Source organism: Roseateles sp., assembly GCF_044373315.1.
GTDB lineage: Bacteria > Pseudomonadota > Gammaproteobacteria > Burkholderiales > Burkholderiaceae_C > JACDQM01.
Genome location: NZ_JBILQK010000042.1, coordinates 15,454 through 33,761 on the forward strand (window position 1 = coordinate 15,454; position 18,308 = coordinate 33,761).

15 protein-coding genes are annotated in these 18,308 nt (G+C 63.2%); 10 read left to right on the plus strand and 5 right to left on the minus strand.

Features of this window, described 5'->3' with window-relative positions:
* Positions 1-4 precede the first annotated feature (4 nt).
* A complete protein-coding gene (locus ACIQ67_RS11430; RefSeq protein ID WP_397534490.1) occupies positions 5-235 on the minus strand; it encodes a hypothetical protein in 231 nt (76 codons plus the stop codon).
* A gap of 188 nt (positions 236-423) precedes the next feature.
* On the opposite strand from ACIQ67_RS11430, the gene ACIQ67_RS11435 reads away from it, so the two are divergent.
* Complete coding sequence (locus ACIQ67_RS11435) at positions 424-2,334, plus strand: bifunctional 2',3'-cyclic-nucleotide 2'-phosphodiesterase/3'-nucleotidase (RefSeq protein ID WP_397534491.1); 1,911 nt, start codon at positions 424-426, stop codon at positions 2,332-2,334.
* A gap of 13 nt (positions 2,335-2,347) precedes the next feature.
* Here the strand turns inward: ACIQ67_RS11435 and ACIQ67_RS11440 are convergent, their stop codons facing one another.
* The 4 genes from ACIQ67_RS11440 to ACIQ67_RS11455 all read right to left on the minus strand — a co-directional run bounded on the left by ACIQ67_RS11440 (position 2,348) and on the right by ACIQ67_RS11455 (position 7,657).
* Positions 2,348-3,430 carry an acyltransferase family protein gene (locus tag ACIQ67_RS11440; RefSeq protein ID WP_397534492.1) on the minus strand — a complete coding sequence of 361 codons (1,083 nt, stop codon included), beginning with the start codon at positions 3,428-3,430 and terminating at the stop codon, positions 2,348-2,350.
* Positions 3,431-3,481: 51 nt separating this feature from the next.
* On the minus strand, positions 3,482-4,735 hold the full coding sequence (locus ACIQ67_RS11445; protein WP_397534493.1) for a pyridoxal-dependent decarboxylase, exosortase A system-associated: 1,254 nt from the start codon (positions 4,733-4,735) through the stop codon (positions 3,482-3,484).
* Positions 4,736-4,746: 11 nt separating this feature from the next.
* Entirely contained in the window at positions 4,747-6,360 is a 1,614-nt protein-coding gene (locus ACIQ67_RS11450; protein ID WP_397534494.1) for an acyl-CoA ligase (AMP-forming), exosortase A system-associated, read from the minus strand.
* 277 nt (positions 6,361-6,637) lie between these two features.
* Positions 6,638-7,657, minus strand: coding sequence for a GNAT family N-acetyltransferase (locus ACIQ67_RS11455; protein WP_397534495.1), 1,020 nt, complete (start codon positions 7,655-7,657; stop codon positions 6,638-6,640).
* A gap of 343 nt (positions 7,658-8,000) precedes the next feature.
* Here ACIQ67_RS11455 and ACIQ67_RS11460 point away from each other — a divergent pair, with 343 nt between their 5' ends.
* Genes ACIQ67_RS11460 through ACIQ67_RS11500 form a run of 9 tightly spaced genes read left to right on the plus strand, consistent with a single transcriptional unit; the run spans position 8,001 to position 18,205 of the window.
* Complete coding sequence (locus ACIQ67_RS11460; protein ID WP_397534496.1) at positions 8,001-8,225, plus strand: phosphopantetheine-binding protein; 225 nt, start codon at positions 8,001-8,003, stop codon at positions 8,223-8,225.
* The gene (locus ACIQ67_RS11465; RefSeq protein WP_397534497.1) at positions 8,222-9,955 is read left to right on the plus strand and encodes a hydrolase 1, exosortase A system-associated; all 1,734 of its coding nucleotides are present in this window, start codon (positions 8,222-8,224) and stop codon (positions 9,953-9,955) included. Before ACIQ67_RS11460 ends, ACIQ67_RS11465 begins: the two co-directional genes overlap by 4 nt.
* Positions 9,948-11,411 carry a lipopolysaccharide biosynthesis protein gene (locus ACIQ67_RS11470; RefSeq protein WP_397534498.1) on the plus strand — a complete coding sequence of 488 codons (1,464 nt, stop codon included), beginning with the start codon at positions 9,948-9,950 and terminating at the stop codon, positions 11,409-11,411. The genes ACIQ67_RS11465 and ACIQ67_RS11470 overlap by 8 nt, the downstream gene beginning before the upstream one ends.
* Complete coding sequence (locus ACIQ67_RS11475) at positions 11,408-12,367, plus strand: glycosyltransferase family 2 protein (protein ID WP_397534499.1); 960 nt, start codon at positions 11,408-11,410, stop codon at positions 12,365-12,367. The genes ACIQ67_RS11470 and ACIQ67_RS11475 overlap by 4 nt, the downstream gene beginning before the upstream one ends.
* Positions 12,364-14,097 carry a hypothetical protein gene (locus ACIQ67_RS11480; RefSeq protein WP_397534500.1) on the plus strand — a complete coding sequence of 578 codons (1,734 nt, stop codon included), beginning with the start codon at positions 12,364-12,366 and terminating at the stop codon, positions 14,095-14,097. Before ACIQ67_RS11475 ends, ACIQ67_RS11480 begins: the two co-directional genes overlap by 4 nt.
* Positions 14,094-14,990, plus strand: a complete 897-nt coding sequence (locus tag ACIQ67_RS11485; protein ID WP_397534501.1) for a glycosyltransferase family 2 protein — start codon at positions 14,094-14,096, stop codon at positions 14,988-14,990. The genes ACIQ67_RS11480 and ACIQ67_RS11485 overlap by 4 nt, the downstream gene beginning before the upstream one ends.
* Before the next feature lie 5 nt (positions 14,991-14,995).
* On the plus strand, positions 14,996-16,138 hold the full coding sequence (locus ACIQ67_RS11490; protein ID WP_397534504.1) for a glycosyltransferase: 1,143 nt from the start codon (positions 14,996-14,998) through the stop codon (positions 16,136-16,138).
* Complete coding sequence (locus ACIQ67_RS11495; protein ID WP_397534502.1) at positions 16,135-17,103, plus strand: glycosyltransferase family 2 protein; 969 nt, start codon at positions 16,135-16,137, stop codon at positions 17,101-17,103. The genes ACIQ67_RS11490 and ACIQ67_RS11495 overlap by 4 nt, the downstream gene beginning before the upstream one ends.
* A gap of 4 nt (positions 17,104-17,107) precedes the next feature.
* Entirely contained in the window at positions 17,108-18,205 is a 1,098-nt protein-coding gene (locus ACIQ67_RS11500) for an acyltransferase family protein (protein WP_397534503.1), read from the plus strand.
* Positions 18,206-18,308 lie beyond the last annotated feature (103 nt).

Here is an 18,308-nt window from a genome sequence, read left to right on the forward strand (position 1 = left end):
TTGCTCAGCGCGCCACTACGAGGAACCGAATCGTGTCTGTATCGCTGAGCAGCTGCAAGCCTGCCTGCGTCATGTAGCAGCTGCTCAGTCTCCACTCGTCGTTCTGCTCCAGCGTCATGGCGCCGCCCAGGCGCGTGACGATCACGCCGTCGATCTCCACCGTGCAAGCGCCGCAGCTGGCCACGCTGTAGCCGAACTTGGTGCGGTCAGGCCCAGCCCGCCACGCAAAACCCACAGCAGCGGCATTTCGGGCTCGACATCGAGCACGCCGCGCTCGCCATTGATCGGCAGCTGAGCTATCGACGGCCTCCTAAGTCCCATTACAAGTGCACCCCGCCCCCAACGACGCGCACATGCTAAGCAATGCGCGGAGGACTCGCGAAAGGGCGCTAGCATCGCGCGCTGACCCTAGAACGAGCACGCATGAAGACCATCAAGCCGATTCTCCTGGTGCTGGGTGCAGCCCTGCTCACCAGCACCGCCCAGGCCGCCGAGTTGAAGCTGCGCATCCTGCAAACCGCCGATGTGCACATGAACCTGCTCAACTACGACTACTACCAGGACAAGACAACCGACGAGTACGGGCTGGCCAAGACCGCCACGCTGATCAAGGCGGCACGCGCCGAGGCGCCCAACAGCCTGCTGTTCGACAACGGTGACCTGCTGCAGGGCAACCCGCTGGGCGATGTAGTGGCCCGCATCAAGCCACTGCCGCGCGGCGAGGTGCACCCGGCCTACAAGGTGCTGAACCGCCTGGGCGTGGACGCCGCCAACATCGGCAACCACGAGTTCAACTACGGCCTGCCCTTTCTTCGCCAGGCCATCAGCGGCGCGCAGTTCCCATATGTGAGCGCCAATGTCGTAGAGGCCGAAGGCGGCAAGCCGGCTTTCACGCCCTATGTGCTGCTGGATCGGCACTTCAAGGACGAGAGCGGCCAGACGCAGCGGCTGAAGATCGGCGTGATCGGCTTCGTACCGCCGCAAATCATGCAGTGGGACCGCCAGCATCTGCAGGGCAAGGTCCAGGCCCTGGACATGGTGGAAGCCGCACGCCGCTATGTGCCCGAGATGCGCGCCAAGGGCGCCGATCTGGTGGTTGCGATCGCGCACAGCGGGATCGAGAAGATCGAGCAGCCGCGCCTGGGCGAGAACATGGCGGTACAGCTGGCCCAGGTGCCTGGCATCGACGTGCTGCTGCTGGGCCACGCCCATGCCGAGTTCCCCAGCAAGACCTTCGAAGGCTTCCCCGGCGTTGACCTGCAGCGCGGCAGCATCCACGGCGTGCCGGCCGTGATGCCCGGCCGCTGGGCCGACCATCTGGGCCTTATCGATCTGAAGCTGGATAAGGCCTCAGGTCGCTGGCAGGTGGTGGACAGCCGCAGCGCGCTGCGCCCGATCTTCGACCGCGCCGCACGCAAGCCGCTGGTGGACGCCGACCCGATGGTGGGCGAGGCCATCGCGCGCGAACATGCCGACACGCTGGCCTATGTGCGCGCCCAGGTAGCCGAGACCACCGCGCCCATCCACAGTTACTTCGCGCAGGTGATGGACGACCCCTCGGTACAGATCGTCGCGCAGGCCCAGCTCGCCTATGCGCGGCGCGCCGTTCAGGGAACGGCTTATGAAAAGCTGCCGCTGCTGTCAGCCGCTGCGCCTTTCAAGGCAGGCGGGCGCCAGGGCTGGAACAACTACACCGACATCCCGGCAGGGCCGATCGCGATCAAGCATGTGGCCGATCTCTACGTCTACCCGAACACCATCAAGGTGGTGAAGTTGAGCGGCGCCGAGGTACGCGAATGGCTGGAGATGTCGGCCGGGCAGTTCCGCCAGATCGACCCCAAGGGCCCGGCCGAGCAATCGCTGATCGACCCGGCCTTCCGCTCCTACAACTTCGACATGATCGAAGGCCTGAACTACGAGATCGACGTGACCCAACCCGCGCGCTACAACGCCGAAGGCAAGCGCAGCGCCAGCCAGGCGCGCCGCATCGTCAACCTGCGCTACCAGGGTAAGCCGCTCGACGACACGGCCGAGTTCCTTGTGGTCACCAACAACTACCGCGCCAATGGTGGCGGTGGCTTCCCTGGACTGACGGCAGACCGCATCGTGATCGATGCGCCCGACGAGAACCGCGAAGCGGTGGCGCAGTACCTAGCCAGCGCCAAGCGTTTCAATCCGAGTGCGGATGGGAACTGGCGCATCCTGACGGTCGATGGAATCAAGCTGCGCTTTGCCTCATCCAGCCGCAGTAAGGCTCTGCTTCCTAGCGATGCCCCCATACGCTGGGTCGAAAACATCGAAGGCGGTGGCGCGTGGTTTGAGCTGGTCAGGTGACGCGGCCTCAAGCTCACCGGGGCCCGCCGCCAAAAATCACCCTGAAGAAACGATAGCGGCGCACAAGAAGAAAATGGACAGCCACTGAGACTGAAACACTGAGCAGACAGACCAGGAAGAACTTAGGTACGGCGCACCAGTTGAAGTGGCTGAACCATACGCCAAAGCCGACAACCAGCACGAGATGAGCCAGATAGACCGTGTAGCTCGAAGCGGCCAAATGCGAGGTTAGCCGAGGCGCGCGGCGAAGCAAGGCCACCGACAACCTGATGGTGGCCCCAACGGCCAACCAAACGCAGCCAAGCTTGAGAAGTAGAGAAAGTTCTCGCACCCAGAATAGCTCGTGGCTATAAACGAATGAGTTGAGCCACACAGCAGCAGTAACGGCAATTGGTGCCCAGGCCGGGTGACAGCTCATGAGGGCGCGGTGGAATGACGGCAGCGCCGCAGAAATGAGGCCGAGAAAGAAGCACGACCCATAGAAAAATGCCTCGGCCGGTGTTCCGAAGTACCCGCTGCGCATGTAGTCGGGCTGCAATGCGCGTACTGCAGCCCAGGCAGCGAAACTGACGATCGCTGAGAGACCGACGGCAGTCCACCATGTCATCGCCTGCAGCCTGACGAAGGAGCGGCTCTGTAGCCACCGCAGGCTAGGAAGCAAGAGCACCGCCAACAGCGAGTAGAGCAGCAGGTTATTGATAAACCAAAGATGGTGAATGCCGATGCCTTGCGTCAGAACGCCCCATCCCGTCTCGCCGCGGTTGGTTGCAACCAACCAGTCTTGTGCGAAGTTCAAAGTCGGCCACAGGACGATGAGTGGCACGGCCAATCGCCAGAATCGTCGCTTGGCAAAGTTCCACAGCGTGTTGCGCAGCAGTGCTGTTGCACAAAAGTAACCGGCGATCCAGAAGAACGCCGGCATACGGAATATGTGCAGTGCATCAGCAAGGTGAACGAACACCTGTTCCGTTTGACCGTCTCGAAACACCCAGTCCATGTCCCGATACATCAGCGCTGCATGGAAGACGACGCCAAGCAGCATGAACATCCCGCGAGCAGCATCTAGGGTTTGGCTGCGTGGGATTGGGCTGGACATAAATGAGAGATTCTTCGAATCAGCTTCCTATGATGCCCTGCTTCGCCACTTTCACACCAGAATTTCGACGACCGGCGGATGCCCAAGAAAGCCCTGCGGGCTGGCACTGGCGCCATAGGCGCCGGACTGGAACACGACGGCCAAGTCCCCTGGCTGCGCTGCCGCCAGTTCCATCTTGTCGGCCAGCAGGTCCAGCGGCGTGCACAGCGGCCCGACCACTGAAGCGCTCTCCACCGCCGTCTCGCCGCGTGTCTGGCTGATCATGACCGGGTAGTTCTTGCGAATAACCTGGCCGAAGTTGCCAGAAGCCGAGAGGTGGTGGTGCAGTCCGCCATCGGTCACCAGGAAGACCTGGCCTCGCGAAACCTTGCGATCCAGCACGCGCACCACATAGACCCCAGCCTCGCCCACCAGGTAGCGCCCCAGTTCAATGACCAGCTCGGCCTGCGGCAACTCTTGCGCGGCGCGCTCGCTGATAGCCTGCAGATTGGCAGCGATGGGTGCCAGATCCAGCGGCGTCTCACCCGGGAAATACGGGATGCCGAAGCTGCCGCCCAGGTTCAGGAAGCGCACCGCTGACGGCGCATGCTGGGCCAGACTCAGCGCCAGCTCGTAGCACTTCTGTTGCGCCTCGCAAATGGACACCGCCTTCAGGTTCTGCGAGCCAACGTAAAGATGAAAGCCTTCGAAGCCCAGGCCCAGGCGCCCGACCTCGGCAAGCACCGGCGGCAGCGCTTCGGCATCGATGCCGAACTGCTTGGGCCCGCCGCTCATCTTCATGCCCGAGCCCTTGAGCTCGAAGTCCGGATTCACGCGCAAGGCCACGCGCGCCGGCAGGCCAAGCTCCTGCGAGGCCCGCGCCAGCACCGGCAATTCCCGCGCCGACTCCACATTGACCAGCACGCCCGCAGCCACCGCCTGACGCAACTCGATATCGCGCTTGCCCGGCCCGGCGAAGCTGATCTCGGCGGGATCGGCACCTGCATCCAGCGCCACCTTCAGCTCACCGGCCGAAGCCACATCGATGCCATCGACCAGCCCAGCCATCAGCCCGACCACGGCCGGCATGGGGTTGGCCTTCATCGCGTAGTGCAGCTTCACAGCACTGGGCAGCGCCGCGCGCAACTGGGCCACACGAGCCTTCAGCAGCCCACGGTCATAGGCATAGAACGGCGTCTGCCCCACACGTTCCGCCAGCACCGACAGGCGCTGGCCGCCGACGATCAGTTCACCGTTCTCGACCGGGAACTGCGACATCGGCGCATGGACAGGGGCGCGGCGCGGCACGCTGGACGGTTCATTCATGATGGATGCGGTCAGGTGTTGTGCTTTTCCACCCAGGCGGTGGACAGCAGCTTGCGGTCAATCTTGCCATTGGGGTTGCGCGGCAGCGGGCCAGCCTGCTGTTCGATGCCGGCCGGCACCATATAGGCCGGCATGCGCTTGCGACATTCGGCCAGCAAGGCGGCCATGTCGATCTGGCTGGCACCAGCCGGCGGCGTGGCGATCACCTGGATGGACTGGCCGAGAGCCTGGTTATCCACGCCGAAGGCCACGCACTCACCCACCAACTGGGTGGCATAAAGAATCTCTTCGACCTCAGTCGGGCTGACGCGGTAGCCCGAGGTCTTCATCATCTCGTCGCGCCGGCCAATGAAGTAAAGGTAGCCCTCAGCGTCGCGGCGCACCGTATCGCCCGAGAACACCACGTACTCGGGCAGCTGCATACCGACCTCGCGCCCGCCTACGCCGGCCGGCAAGGGCTTGTAGCGCTCGGCCGTCTTCTCTGCATCGTTCCAGTAGCCCAGCCCCACCAGCGCCCCCCGGTGCACCAGCTCGCCGGGCTCGTCGGCCGCGCACTCAGTGCCGTCCTCGCGCAGCACCAGGATCTCGGCGTTCGGAATGGCCTTGCCGATGGAATCCGGCCGAGCATCGACCTGATCGGGCGGCAGATAGGTGGAGCGAAAGGCCTCGGTCAGGCCATACATCAGGAAGGGCTTGGCCGCTGGCACGCGCTGACGCAGCAGCTGCAGCGTCTCGCGCGGCATGCGCCCGCCGGTATTGGCGAAATAGCGGAGCTGCTCGTTGATGGCCGCCGGCCAATCGAGCTGTGAAAGCTGGATGTATAGCGGGGGCACTGCCGTCAGGCCGGTGATCTGGAAACGGTCCAGCGCGTGCAAGACATCGCGCGGCAGCAACGGTGTCAGCAATGCCACACTGGCGCCCACGCTGAAAGCGGTGGTGAGCTGGCTGAAACCCGCATCAAAGCTGATCGGCAGTGCGGCCAGCAAGCGGTCCCCAGCCGTGTTGCCCAAATAGGCGGCTACGCTGTGCGCGCCCACCACCATATTGCGATGGCTCAACATCACACCCTTCGGCTGGCCGGTGCTGCCCGATGTGTAGAGGATGGCAACGAGGTCGGTATCCAGGACGCGATGGCCGGGCCGAGGGGGGCTTGAAAGCGCCTGCTGCCAATCCATGGGCACACCATCAGGATCGCCCAGTGGCGGCCCGTCCGTCAGCAGCACCCGCAAGCCAGGCAGCGGCGCCGCTTCATCAGCCCAGCGCAACCAGCGTGCAGCCTGGGTCACCAACAGCGCCGCGCCACAGTTGGCCACGATATGTTGCACCTGTGCTGGCTTGAGCACCGGGTTCACTGGCACAAACACGAGGCCGGCATGGGCCGCAGCCAAGCAGGCAACAACGCAGTCCGGGTTCTTGTCGAGCCAGACCGCCACGCGCGCCCCCCGCCCCAAGCCCAAAGCGATGAAACTGGCCGCCAGCGCCTCGACGCGGCTGGCGAGCTCGCCGTAGCTCAGGCTCGCCTTGTCCGACAACAGGGCGGCGGCCTCGGGCTGCCGATCAGCCGCACCGAGCAGCAGGTCAGGCAGCAAGAATGCCCTCGACCGTTCCGGGTGCCTTGAGGTCATCAACGGCAATCTCCCGGCCGCCGCACCAGCACCACGCGATTGAACTTGTGATTCACCACCTCGTTCAGCAATGCCTCGAACACCTTGGGCTCCTATTGAAAACAGTCGGCACGATCATCCCCGCGCAGTGCCACTGACCCAGGCGGCGCCTGACGCGGCAAAGCCCGTGTGTCGGGCGTTGCCCTCGTCACCTTGAAGGCCACCTCGGTCAGGCGAGCTTTGAGATGGAGCTTCAGTGTATCGGGCCGACTCGGCGGATTGGCACGAGCACGGGTGGCTAAGGTCTGTTCAACCGAGCCCGGAGTGCATGCCGGAACGCCCCAGCCAAGCTCCGTGCGGTCAGTGGGTCGAAAGCCAGCAGCGCCATCCGCTGGCGGCGCACGCTCATCCAGTCACGCTTGTAGCTGTCGTCACCGCTGATGAAGTCCACGGTGTGCACACCGTCGACGTCGATAACGCGGGACATCAGTTCGGCCGTCAACACGGTGCCGGGCGAGAGTGCTTCTTTTCCGTCGACATGTGCAAGCTTGAAAATGCTGGCCACACCCGTGGACACGAACCATATCTGGGCGGCCAGGGGCTCGCCGTTCAGCCTCAGAACGCCGAGGCGCAGCTCGTCTCTACCCGCCATCCACCGTACCAAGCCCCGGATGAAGGCAGCCGAACCCTCGGCCAGCTTCCAACTGGCGGCATACACCGCCTCGTAGTCTTGCAAGGCACGTTCAAGAGCCTCACCGGGGGCCGAAACGATTTCAAGGCTCAGCTCCCCCGCCCGCTTCAGCCGGGCACGCCCCCGGTGGAGACTGGTCCGCAAGGGACCGGGGCGGGCGGCGAGATACTGCTCGGCAGTCTGACCCTTCACATCCAGCACCCAGTTGCCAAAGGCTGGCGTGTCGGCCACCCAGTAGCCACCGGCCCGCAGAGCCGCACGCAGCTCAGCCACCCAGCTGGATTCAGCATCCAGCGGCCGCAGATCCAGAATCGACGCACCGGCGCGGCGCCACGCACGAGCCAGGCCAACTGGATCAGCGAGGGCAGTGCCCCCCACCGGCATCAGCAAGGGCGTGTAGTAATTGCTCAAGCCCTGCCATTGCCCAGGTTTCGGACCGCCAACCAGGGGCAGCCGCATCGCTTCCGGGTGTTTAACCTCAAGCGGCCGCGGCTGATCGCCGACCCATCCACAGCTGCGAAGCAGCTCGAACCAATCCGAATGCGCGTACCACGTCGGCTCACATGCAGCGCTCATTAGCAATTTAATCGCCCCGGGTTCGGCAAATGCCAGTTGGTTTCGGTCCATCTACGCGGCCAAGGCAGCGCATCAGCGAGGGTTACTCGGCGTGAGTTTCGCAGCAAGAATAGCCGCCAACTGGCCCGTCCGCCGATTGGCGCCGCCGCCCCCCCCCATTTCAGGGCAGCCCACAAAGCCGGCTGAGTCGGCGCCCATGGATGCAACTTCCAGAGACGATCAGCAGAGCGTTTAAGATTTCACAGTGGTCGCCATTGCTTGGAAGTTTGGGGCTCGGAAGGGCGTTCAGCGCTGTGCCGGCCCGGTGATACTCTCGGCGTCGAGCCGACCCGCAGGCTTCTTTCCCCAACACATGACCTTTGACCTTGATCTTCAGCGCCAAGTGCTAGTCATCTTGGACAGCGTCCTGTCCTTGAACGGCCGAGCTCTCCAGTTCACTGCCGAGACGCCACTGCTGGGCTCCATACCTGAGTTCGACTCGTTTTCGGCAGTGGCCTTGCTTGCCGCCCTGGAAGATCGCTTTGGTATCGCCTTCAACGACGCCGTCATTGGCGCCGATGCCTTCGCGTCCGTTGGCAGCTTGACGGGCTTGGTAGCCGACTGCCTGGGCATGGTGTGAGCCACCCCCCCACCGGGCTGATCCTGGGTCCCAGCGAAGGTTTCGCTGGGGCGAGATATGCCTTGCTGCATTCGCCTCCAGCTGGCGTCAGCGGCTTGGGCGCCATGGTCTACCTGCCCCCTCTGGGCGAAGAGATGAACCGAAGCCGGCGCATGGCGGCCGTGATGTGCCGCAGGTTGGCGCAATCGGGCTGGACCGTGCTGCAGCTGGATTTGTTCGCTTGCGGCGACAGCGCGGGTGAACTGGAGCACGCGACCTGGGAAGGCTGGGAGCACGATGCCCTGGCTGCGCACCAATGGCTGAAGGATGCGAGTGGGTTCCACCCCTGGCTTTGGGGGCTTCGCCATGGCGCGTTGATCGCTGCAGCCGTAGCGCCGCGGATTGCAGATCCGGTAAAGCTCTTGCTGTGGCAACCGGTCATTGACGGTGCGACTGCCCTGCGCCAATTGCTCCGCCCAAGTTCGGAAAACCGGGCGACCACCGCCGAACGCATGGCTGAACTGGCTGCCGGGCAGACTGTTCATGTGGCCGGCCAAGTGCTCACTCCGTCCGTCGCCCGCGGGCTTCAGGCCGCGCGCCTTGACTTGAGCTGCGCTCGCGCTCAAACCGCTGTGTGGCTGGACGTCACGCCTGACGGTCTCCCTCTCCACGGCCGTATTGCGGCCATGAGGCCGGCGGATTCTGGAGAACAAACGCACTGGGTGCACAACACGATTTGCGGGCCGAGCTTTTGGGTCTCTGCCGACATTGAAGAGGCCCCTGCACTGGTGGACTCGACCCTGAAGGCGCTCGCTGAAACCGAACCGGCGGCGCGCAGCGAATCGCTCACGGCCCCTGAAGCGCTCTTGCAAGCCCCTGCAGCAGCGCAGGTGGGGCAGCATTTCGAAGTGCCCATCGGCATTGCGGCGGGAGTCGAGGTGCTACAAGGCATCGTGGCTGATGCACCGCTGGCCGCCTCGCTGGGCCTGATCATCGTCGTCGGCGGGCCTCAGGTGCGAACCGGTGCACACCGCTTGTTCACCCAATTGGCACGGCACGCCGCCGATGCTGGATTTCCCAGCCTGCGTTTCGACCTGCGTGGCATGGGGGACAGCACGGGCACGGCCACTCCGTTCGACAACAACAGCCCGGAGTTGTCAGCGGCCATTGACGCCTTGATCGAACGATGCCCCTCCGTGCAACGGGTGGCGCTGCTGGGGCTGTGCGACGGCGCCAGCTCGGCCCTGCTCTACAGCGAGCAGCAAGATGCCCGCGTGGCTGGACTCCTGCTGCTCAACCCTTGGGCGCATTCCGCCAACCTGGCGGCACAGACCCGGCTGAGGCACCACTATCCGCGCCGATTCCTTGAGCGGGACTTCTGGCAGAAGCTGGCGCGGGGCCGTATCAACTGGCAGGGACTGCGGTCGATGTGGCGCGACTGGCGTGCGGCGCGCCAAGAGCAAGCGCAACCCGAATTCCTGCGCCGCATGGAAGACTGCTGGTTCAGCTTCCCGGGCAGCGTCCGCGTCTTCCTGTCGCAACACGACTACACCGCGCGCGAGTTCGAACGGGCTCACGCCGACTGGATTTCTGACTCGCGGCGCCCAGACGCCCCGCGGAGCTTCGTGAATCTTGTCGACGCGGATCACACCCTCTCCGACCCGGCGGCGCGCCAGCGCGTGGCGGGCGAAGTGGAAGGCTTTCTCCGCAGCTTGGCGAAGAACGCATCCGGCGAGGTGCGCCATGGCTGAACACAGCCTCAAGCAATCCGTCATCAAGGGGGTGGCCTGGACCATCGCCATGCGCTGGGCCGTCAAGGGCATCGGCTTCATCAACACCGTGATCATGGCCCGGCTGCTCATGCCGGAAGACTACGGCGTGGTCGCCATGGCCATGTTGGTGGTGGGCCTGATCGGCACCTTCCTTGAACTCAACGCGGGCGTTGCCATCCTGCGGCAAGAGCATGTCACCGATGCCGACGTCAACTCCGCCTGGAGCTTGCGCCTGCTCCAAAGCCTGGCCTTGGGCATCCTGGTAGCTGCGGCCTCGTGGCCGGCCGCCTGGTACTTCGAAGAACCGCGCGTGACCGCCATGCTGTGGGTGCTTGCCGCCTGCGTGGCCTTCAGCGGCTTGGCCAATATGGGCGTGCTGCTGGCGCAAAAGCGCATGGACTTCCAGTTGCAGTTCCGCCAGGAAGTCATCGGCAAGGTGCTCAGCGTGCTGACCACCATTGCGCTGGGTTGGTGGCTGGGTGACTACCGCGCGTTGCTGGGCGGTTTGGCGGTGGGCTATGTCGGCGGCACGGTGCTCAGCTACATGCTTCACCCCCATCGCCCGCGCTGGGACACCTCGCGCTTCGCCCATATCTGGGACACCAGCAAATGGCTGATGATCGGACACATGGGCCACTATGTGCTAGGCAAGTCCGATGAACTGGCTGCAGCCCGAATGGGCACGACCGCGCAATACGGCCAATACAACGTCGGGGCCGATCTGGGCGGGCTGCCTGTCGCGTCAGTCGCCCCAGCGGCCTTGCAAGCATTGTTGCCCGCGATGGCCAAGTTGGAGTCGGACCCGGAGCGATTGCGCCTGGCAGCGGTGAAGACACTGTCGGCACTCAACGGGCTGACACTGCCCTTGTCGGTCGGTGTCGCAGCACTTGCGCAGCCCTTCACACAGGTGGTTTTGGGCAGCAAGTGGACAGAGGCGGCCATGTTTGTGGCGATCTTCTCCCTTGCCAACGGCATCCGTTTTACCACCAATCCCTTGCACATGTTCATGGTGGTCCGCGGACAAACCAAGTTTGTCGCCAACATCTCCTGGTACGAGTTTGCTGCCTTCGTTGGAGCCGCTTTGTTGATGGCGCCCCAGTGGGGACTCACGGGCCTTGCCCTGGCCCGGGTGGTGGGAGTAGTCGTCAACTGTCTAATTAGCGCCTGGGCGTCCTGCCACCACGGCGGCTTGCGATGGGGGCAACTGGGCAACGCCTTGCTGCGGCATGCTGCCGGCGCTTCGCTCATGGGCTTGGCAATCTGGTCAGCGTTGCCTCTGTTTGGCCCCATTGCCTTGCTGCAGCTGCTGGCGGGTAGCGCCTTGGGCTTCACGCTTTTCATGACTTGGGCTTTCGGCACCTGGGCCATGGCCGGGCGCCCCGAGGGCTTTGAGTCGACCCTGCTCGAGCAGTATCAAAGGTGGCGGCGCTCATGAAGCTCAGCGTCATCATCCCCACCCGCAACCGCGCAGCCCTGGCCGCAAGGGCTGTCGCGTCCGTTTGCATGCAGCGCGACGCGGATTTTGAAGTAATCGTGCTCGATGACGGATCCAACCTGGAGCAGCGAGCGGCCCTGGCCACTGGACTCGCCGCGTTCGGGCAGGTGCGCCTCATTCACTTAGCGCCGCCCGACAGTCCCGGCAGCGGCCCTTCGGCCGTGCGCAATGCAGGCATTGAAGCGGCCAGCGGCGAGTTGCTCGCCTTCTGCGACGATGACGACGAGTGGGTCGATCCCCTCCACCTGGCACGCGTGATTGAAGCGTTCGCGGCAAACCCCGAACTCGACCTCTATGTCGGCAATCAGGAAGGCTGGTATGCAGGTGTACCGGAGCGCACCACCTGGTTGCCAGGTCTGCTCGCGCCAAGTCAGCAGAACACGCTCCCGCTTGTCATGACATCTGCGCAATGGATCAAGGCCGGCGGCTTCCCACATCTAAACACACTCGTCACAACACGTGAACGAGCGCGCGAGATCGGTGGGTTCTGGCCCTTGATTCGCTATGAAGAAGACCGCGATTTTTTCTGGCGGCTGCTCGACCGGTCGCGCCAATCGGCGTACTGCCCGGCCATCGTTGCGCGCCATCACATTCCCGACCGCACATTGAAGGTCAATGCATCCACCCGCTGGTCGGCGCTGGACAAACGCCTCATGTCCGCGCAGGTGAGCCGCCATGTGGCGCTCAGCGTGACCGCTCCTGATATTCAGAAACTCGCCAGTGATGCAGAGGCCTTCGACACCCAACACCTCGTGCATGAGTTGCTCCAACGCGGTGAGCGGCGCCAAGCCGCACGGCTGGCCTGGGTGGCCTTGGGCCTACGTTTCAGCTGGCGTTGGCTGGCCCGCACGGTGTTGCTGCAGATGAAGGCGACTCTCCCGGGGGGAGCGCGATGAGCAGCCCAACCGTTCGTAGGCCCGGTACCGGCCCCGTGCTGGTCTTGGGCGATGACACCCGAAGCTTCCTGGCCACGGTCCGTTCCTTGGGCCGCAAAGGGCTTGAGGTCCATGCCGTCCCATTCCACTTCGATGGGCCGGCGCTCAAGTCGCGTTACGTTCAACAGGTTCACCGGATTCCCTACTACCTTGGCGACGGCAAGGCATGGCTGGAGGCCATGCAAGGCGTGGTGGCTGAGCACGGCATTGAATTCATCATTCCCTGTGAAGAGCGTTCGCTGCTGCCCTTGCGGCGGCACCGGGATGCCTTCGCCCAATGCAAGCTCGGCATCGTCAACGACGCGGCCTTTGACGCCTTCTTTGACAAAGCCTCAACCCATGCCCTGGCCGAGCGTTGTGGCGTGCCATCGCCGTCGCTGGAAGACGTCACGCAGGCATCGTCGGCGGAAGATCTGGTGCTTCGCCTAGGCCTGCCTTTGGCGTGCAAGTGGAACCAGTCCTATACCTGGCCTGATCTTTACGTGCGCACCAAGGTGGCCATCGTCCACAGCGCGGAAGACCTGCGCAAGTGGCTGAGCCGGGCGGCCAAGGAATCTGGCCGCACCAGCGTCGAAGCTTTTGCTCCCGGCTTTGGGCTTGGCGTTTCGGTGCTAGCGCATGAGGGCAAGATCCTGCAGGCCTTCGAGCACCACCGCGTCAATGAACTCGATGGCGCCAGTTTCCTGCGGGTCAGCCGCCCGGTGCATCCAGAACGGCTGAAGGCCGTCGAGCGCATGGCTACCGCTGTGAACATGACCGGCATCGCCATGTTCGAGTTCAAGCACGACGCTATTACAGAGCAATGGGCCCTGCTTGAAGTCAACGCCCGCCCGTGGGGCTCGATGCCGCTCCCGGTCGCCCTTGGGGTGGATTTCCCAGCCCAGTTCCACGCCTTGCTGTGCAAGGGCGAGGCACCCACGCAAACGTCCTATGCGTTCGGGATCATGGGGCGCAACCTGATCCCCGATCTGCAGCAGTTGCGGATGCGCCTGAAGGAAACGAGCCGGCTCGGTGCGCTGCTGGGCGCCTTGGCCTGGACGGCAGGGCTGCTTCGCCGCGCCCTCGGGCGCGAACATTGGGACGTCTGGACCGCGGACGACCCGCAGCCGGGCCGCAGCGAGTTGCTTGGTTTTGTACAGAGCGTCAAGGCCAAGCTGATGCCGGCCCGCCCGCTTGCTGGAGCGCAGCGCCCTGCCATTGACGCGAAACGCGATGACCACGCGCCCAGCCGAGTCATCTTTGTTTGCCTGGGCAATATCTGCCGCAGCCCTTATGCGGCCGAACGTGCCAAGCAGTTGCTGCAGCAAGCGGGCCTCAAAGGCTGGGAAGTGCGCTCTGCTGGCACGCTGCCACGTCAGCCGCGCCCGTCTCCGGCCCTGGCCATCGAGTGCGCGGGCCGGCGCGGCGTCGACCTGCTAGAGCACCGCTCAACAACGTTGGATTTCGAGTGGGTGGAATGGGCTGACCAGCTGGTGGTCTTCGATGACACCATTCGGGACGCGCTGTTGGCACGTCACCCCGAGGCGCGAACCAAACTGAGGACTTGGTCTGAGCTATCGCCTGGAGCGGCAGCAGCCGGTGGCGTGGCGGACCCCTTCGGGAAAGAGCGATCCGCGTTCGAGCACGCCTACGCGCAAATCGACAGTGTCTTGTCCTCTTGGATCTCCGCCTTTCGCGGCCGCCAACCATGAAGATCTTCGGATTCCTGATTGCCCGAAACGAGGGCGACATCATTGGCCAGGTGCTCCAGCGTTTGTTGGAGCTGGGCTGCTACGAGCGCATCTACTTCTTTGACAACGACTCCACGGACGATACGGCTGCAGTCGCCCGTGCATTGGCAAACGACGTACTGCAGGTCAGCACATGCTCTCGCCCCTTTTCCGACTCGCTGAAGTACCAGCTGATCGACGAGCATCGAGCCGAGTTCACGGAGGGCGATTGGATTCACGTGCTGGATGCCGACGAGATCATCATCGACAACCCACGCAGCCTGGCGGAACTAGCAGCCCAAGAAGGTAGCAACGCTATTGAACACGGGTACGTTCAGTTCTATATGCAAGAAGGCGCAGCGAATGCACGGTTTCACACCGGTGTCCCTGCCGCAGAACAACTCACCCATTACCTGCTCAACTGGGGTGAACCACGTTTTTTCCGCTTCTCGCGCGACTATCTGCTGAGCGAATCGTTTGTGAAGCAGCGCGATCCACGCCTGCTGATCTCCAGCCACCTGCTGCACATCCAGCACTTCCAGTTCCGCTCCGCCGAGCAGGTGCAACGCCGCATCGAAGTGCGGCTGGCCAACAACCGCCACTCGGGCAACTGGGGCCACGTGAAGGCCGCCCGCTGGCAGGATTACTGCGTGCCGGCCAGGTTCCTGCACAAGTTCGACGGCCAGATTCGCCGCGGCCTGCCCGAGGGCATGGATCTTTTCACCGCGCCCAGCAACGCGGCGTACACGGCCGCCTCATTGAATTGGATGCGCCGGCATGGGCATCTGGCAGCTGAACATGAGCGTTACTTCACTGCTGGCGCGCTCGAACGCCGGCTTCGCAGCCTGCACCCAAGGCGCTGGCTCGCCCGTTGAAGAATATGGCTGGCGCCGCACTCCCAAAGCTGCATATTGCCCACCTCGTGCACCGCTTCTCGGTGGGCGGGCTGGAGAATGTGGTGGCGCAACTGATTGACCACCTGCCAGAAGACCGCTTTCGGCATACGGTGGTGGCTGTCAGCGACATCGACCCCAGCTTTGCCGACCGCGTGCAGCGCAAGGATGTCGAGTGGGTGTCGTTCAACAAGCCACCCGGTCAACCTTACGCACAGTACCCCCGCTTCGTGCGCCTGATGAAGCAGCTGCAACCGCAGGTGCTGCACAGCTGCAACCTGGCGGCGCTGGACTTTGTGCCTGCTGCGGCCTGGGCCGGAGTGAAGCGCCGCATCCATGCCGAGCACGGCTGGGCGGCGGACGACGCGCGCGGCAGCAACGTGAAGAAGCAGTGGCTGCGCCGGGCCTACCGCCCTTGGGTGCAAGACACAGTGGCCGTGTCCGACGAGATTGCTCACTACCTGCGCGATCGGATCAGATATCCGGCTGAGCGAATCCACCTGATCGAGAACGGCGTTGATGTGCAACGCTTCCAACCCATACCCGCTCTGCCACCGACTGACTTCCCCTGGAACCCAGAAGCGCACTGCATCGTAGGCTGCGTGGGTCGCATGGAACCCGTCAAGAACCACGCGCTTCTGTTGCGAGCTTTCGCGACGGCCAGGGCACAAGACCCGCTGGCCCGGCAGCGCTTGCGCCTGGTGATGGTGGGCGACGGCCCCTTGCGGGCCGAGACCGAGCAATTGGTTCGAACCCTGCAACTCGACGACGCAGTCTGGATGCCGGGGCAGCGCGCTGATGTGGCCGCCATACTCAACGCCATGCGAGTGTTCGTGCTTTGTTCACTGGCCGAAGGCACATCCTGCGCCTTGCAAGAGGCCCTGGCAGCAGGTGCCGATGTGATCGCAACCCGCGTGGGCGCCAATGCGCGCCTGCTGAAGGACGGCGAGTTTGGCACGCTCATCGAGAGCGAGGACGAAGCCGCACTGACCCGCGCATTTCTCGCACGGGTTCATCTGCCGCGCACCGATGCAGAGCGGCATCGCACCCATCTGCATGCCGCCGAGAACTTTTCATTGCAGGCCACCGTCGGGCACTACGCCCGCCTGTTCGCATCAGCCGCGACATGAACGCCGGACTGCCTGGCAGCACTGTGAGCGTGGTGATCCCCATGCACAACGGCTTGCCGCACATTGCCGATGCCTTGCAATCGGTTCAATGGCAAACGCAGGCTGCGCACGAGGTGATCGTGGTCGACGATGGCTCCACCGATGGCTCGGCTGAATGGGTTCAACAGCACTATCCGCATGTGAAGTTGCTGCGCCAACAACAGCAAGGCATTGCCGCCACACGCAACCGCGGTATTTCCGCTGCAACGGGCGACTGGGTTGCCTTCCTGGATCACGACGACGCATGGCACCCTGGCAAGCTGCAAGTGCAGCTGCAGGCGGCCAGCCGGCACCCCGACGCCAGCGTGGTGTACGGCGACTTTCAGCGATGGCTGCCTGACGCAGAAGGCAGGCACGTTTGCCCGCACGAGTGGACGCCACCTGGTGCCACTGACCCAAGCCTTGCTGCGGAACCGGTTTGCGCATGGAGCTACAGCGACTTCTTGCTGGACTGCTGGATGCAAACCAGCACCGCCATGATCAGGCGCAACACACTCGTCCAGTCAGGCGCCTTCGATCCCACTTGGCCTACCGGGGAAGACTGGGACCTATGGCTGCGTTTGTGTCGGTTGACCCGATTCGTTCACATCCCGCTGGCCGTCTCGCTCTATCGCCAGCACCCGCAGCAAAGCACACGCCAACAGCTGCCAACGGTTGACTACAGAACACGCCTCATCGAACAAGCCATCAGACAATGGGGCTACACAAATCCCGATGGCAGCGGCGCTGCGCCTGCCATCGTCCGGCGGAAGCTAAGCACCTACCACTGGGAGTTTGGAGCCAGCCACCTGGCCGCAGGCCATAGGGGCACTTTCTATCCAGCGATGGCCGCTGCGATCAGCACCGACCCGACATTCCACAAGCCCTATTTCTATGGGCTGGCTGCCTTGATGGGCTGGCGCCCAAAGTGGGGAAAGAGAATCTAAGGCAATGAACCCTTCCGTTTCCTTGTATCTGGACATCCTGAGAATTGCGGCCGCGCTGACGGTGTTCTTGAGTCATGTGGGCCACGGGCATCTGGTTGGCGGCGTTCTTTGGCGATTCACTTACTGGGGCCACGAAGCAGTCATCGTGTTTTTCGTCTTGTCGGGTTACGTCATCGCCTATTGCGCTGACCAGCGCGAAAAGGAATTGGCAAGCTATGTATCGGCCAGACTCTCGAGACTGTATTCCATCATTTTGCCGGTCGTCGCCATTACCCTGATGCTGGACTTAATCGGTGGACAGATCAATCCTTCCGTGTACGAGAAATCGATTGATAGGACCCTTCCGGCTTGGTTCACTTACAGCGCGTCTCTCTTGATGCTCAACCAGTCGTGGAGCCTGGGCACGCATTTCGGCAGCAATGGCGCCTATTGGTCCATACCATATGAGTTTTGGTACTACTTCATATTTGGCGCTGCCACATACCTGAAGGGGTATCGCCGAATCATAGGCATTGCCATCGGATCGCTCGCGGCAGGGCCAAACATTCTGATTCTGTTCCCGTTCTGGCTTCTGGGCGCCCTGAGCTACCGCATTCAATCCCATACAGTATCAATGATTCCGATCGGCAGATGGCTTCTGTTCCTCGGCGCGGCGCTGCTGCCATTGCTGATGCTGGCTGTAGACAATGGGCAGATGAAAGCCCACTCTCCAATACAGATTGATGGATGGCTCTGGAATCTGATCGTGGCGGCATGCACATCAGTCACAATCATCTTGCTTCCACCGGCGTACAACCCACCCACCGCATCTGCTTTAGCCAATAGAGCGCGGAAATGGATACAGCACCTTGCCGATTCCACCTTTGCACTCTACTTGCTACATCTGCCAGTGCTGGGGTTCATTTCGGCCGTGATTTCAGAGAACCGAGGGGTATTCGCCAAGGTCGCCTATCTAACTTTTCCGATTGTGGTTGCAGTAACTCTGGGGCACCGCATGGAACGACTGAAGAGGCCAATGCGGCGTTGGCTTGATCGCCCACTAGGGAAGCTCTGCACAAAGCACCGCCGGTTGTGCTCGGTGCCGACTGAAGAGGTTTCGTGACGCCGGTGTCGTCGTCAGCAGCAGGTTTTGGGTGCATTTGCGCATCAACGTGCCGCTGGTTTGGCGCACTTGGCGCATTGCAGGCGCACTCATGCCTGCACCC